At 73.9% G+C, this 2,628-nt stretch carries 3 protein-coding genes; all 3 read right to left on the bottom strand.

Annotated elements, in window-relative coordinates; translation table 11 throughout:
* Positions 1 to 601 (bottom strand): class I tRNA ligase family protein (locus ACTHLI_RS08990; RefSeq protein WP_440182877.1); only part of this gene is annotated, 601 nt, incomplete at its 3' end.
* 60 nt (positions 602 to 661) lie between these two features.
* Entirely contained in the window at positions 662 to 1,591 is a 930-nt protein-coding gene (locus ACTHLI_RS08995; RefSeq protein WP_440182879.1) for an NADP-dependent oxidoreductase, read from the bottom strand.
* Between the two features lie 61 nt (positions 1,592 to 1,652).
* Positions 1,653 to 2,468 (bottom strand): 16S rRNA (cytidine(1402)-2'-O)-methyltransferase, encoded by an 816-nt coding sequence (gene rsmI / locus ACTHLI_RS09000; RefSeq protein WP_440182881.1) that lies wholly within the window; start codon positions 2,466 to 2,468, stop codon positions 1,653 to 1,655.
* Positions 2,469 to 2,628: the final 160 nt, after the last annotated feature.

The raw sequence follows: 2,628 nt of genomic DNA on the forward strand, positions 1-2,628 counted from the left end.
CCTCGTTGCGGGCGCTGTCCGGCTGCACGAAGTCCGGGCGCTCCTCGTACAGCGCGAGCAGCCGCTCCTGGAAGCGGCTCATGCGGAAGAAGTAGTTGCGCTCCTTCAGCAGCTCGACGGGGATCGAGTGGATCGCGCAGACCAGCTCGCCGTCGTACTTCCCGGTGCCGGTCACGAGATCCGCGGTCTGCTTGTACTCCTCGCAGCCGACGCAGTAGAAGCCCTCGTAGTCGCCGGCCTCGATGAAGCCGGTGTCGTAGAGGCGCTGGATGAAGGCGGCGACCCCCTGCTCGTGCCGGGGCTGCGTGGTGCGGATGAAGTCGTCGTTCGCGATGTCGAGCGTCTCGAGCAGCGGGATCCACGACTCGCGCACCAGCTTGTCCGCCCACTCGCGCGCGCCCATGTCGTTGGCGGTCGCGGTGCGGAGCATCTTCTGCCCGTGCTCGTCCGTGCCGGTCAGGAACCACGTGTCGTCGCCGGCCTGCCGGTGCCAGCGGGACAGCACGTCCGCCGCGACCTCGGTGTAGCCGTGACCGATGTGGGGCACGTCGGAGGGGTAGAAGATCGGCGTGGTGATGTAGAACGACCGGTCCTCAGGCACCGAAGGATTTTACGGGGCTCGTGACGGCGCATGACGACGCGCCCTCGCCCCGCGAAGGGGTCAGGGGGCGCCGACCTCGAGCACGACCTTGCCGAGGCCGCTACGGCGCGCGACCTCGCGGTAGGCGTCCTGCACCCGCGCGAGCGGGAACCGGCCCTTGATCGGCACCTCGAAGCCGCCGCCCGCGGCGATCGCCGCGAGCGTGCGGACGCCCTCCGCCGGATCGTCGAGCGAGGCCATGCCCATCGCCCTGACCCCGAGGCGCTGCACGGCGCCGAAGTCGATGATCGTCTCGACCCGGTCCGGGCTCACCCCGAGCCGGATCGCGAGGTCCGTGTACCCGTCACCGTGGAGGTCGTAGAACGCGGTGAAGCCCTCGGGAGCGGCCGCGCGGAGGCGCTCCTCGAGGCCGTCGCCGTACGCGACCGGTTCCGCGCCGTGCTCGCGCAGCCATGCGTGGTTCGCCTCCCCCGCGATCGCGATCACGCGGGCACCCGTGCCCACGGCGAGCTGGGTCAGGTACACCCCCACACCGCCGGCGGCCCCCGCGATCACGGCGGTGTCGGCCGGCCCGACCGGCACGGCCCGCAGCGCGGCCAGGGCCGTGGTGCCGGCCACGTAGAGCGTCGCGGCGACGTCCCAGCCGAGCGCCTCCGGCTTCGGCACCACCCGGTCCGCCGGCAGCACCGCGAGCTCCGCCTGCGCGTTGCGGCGGTCCGACAGCCCGATCACCCGCTGCCCGATACCGAGGTGCGCGACCCCGGCGCCGATCGCGACGATCTCGCCCGCGAGGTCGCTGCCCTGCCCCTCCGGGAACGTGACCGGGAACTGCTCGGCCATCGCGCCGGAGCGGATCCCGATCTCGCCCGGGTTCGTGCCGGCGGTCACCACGCGGACCACGACCTCGCCCTCCCGGGGCTCCGGATCCGGCACCTCGCGCACCTCCAGCACCGACTCGTCCCCGTACCGATCGAAACGCACTGCTCGCATGCCGACCGGAACGCGGTGACGCCGCAGGGATTCCGGAGGCGAGCCGATTCCCGGCCCGGTCTCAGCGGGCGGCGAGCGCGGCGTCGTACAGCCCCTTGCGGGACAGGCCCGTGCGCTCGGCCACCTCGGCGCTCGCGTCCTTCAGCCGGGCCCCGCCCGCGACGAGCGCGAGGACCTCGGCGACCGCGTCCTCCTCGGACGCGGGCGGCGGCTCGGCCCCGGCGAGCACGACGACGACCTCGCCCCGCACCCCCTCCTCGGCCCAGGCGGCCACCTCGGCGACCGTGCCGCGGACCACCTCCTCGTGCAGCTTCGTGAGCTCCCGCGCGACGACGACCTGGCGGTCGGGGCCGAACACCTCGAGCATCGCGGCGAGCAGCGCCGCCGTGCGGTTCGGCGACTCGAACAGCACGGTCGTGCGCGGCTCGGCGACGAGCGTCTGCAGGAACCGGCGCCGCTCCCCGGGCTTCCGCGGCGCGAACCCCTCGAACACGAAGCGGTCGGTGGGCAGCCCGGACAGCGCGAGCGCGGTGAGCACCGCGGAGGCGCCAGGCACCGCGGTCACCGGCACGCCCGCGTCCACCGCCGCGCGCACGAGCGCGAAGCCCGGGTCGGAGACGGTCGGCATGCCGGCGTCCGACACCAGCACCACGTCCGCCTCCCGCGCCGCATCGAGCAGCTCCCCGATCCGCGCCCGCTCGGTGTGCTCGTTCACGGTGACGAGGCGGGCGTGCGTCTCGATCCGCAGCGCGGCCAGGAGGCGCTGCGCGACCCTGGTGTCCTCGGCGGCGATGACCGACGCGGCGGCGAGCACGGCCTCGAGGCGCCGGGTCGCGTCGCCGAGGTTGCCGATGGGAGTGGCGGCGAGCACGAGCATCCCAAGAGTCTGCCGGTGCCGGACGCGGCGACGGCCGCCGCGGCGGGACCCGCCCGTATCCTTCCTCCGTGTCGCAGGCCGTCGTCCCCGCCCAGGAGACGACGACCAGACCGACGCTGTTCGACCGGATCAACGACTGGGCCAGGTACGGACCGCCCGC

The sequence above is a fragment of the Amnibacterium sp. genome, from assembly GCF_051956055.1.
GTDB lineage: Bacteria > Actinomycetota > Actinomycetes > Actinomycetales > Microbacteriaceae > Amnibacterium.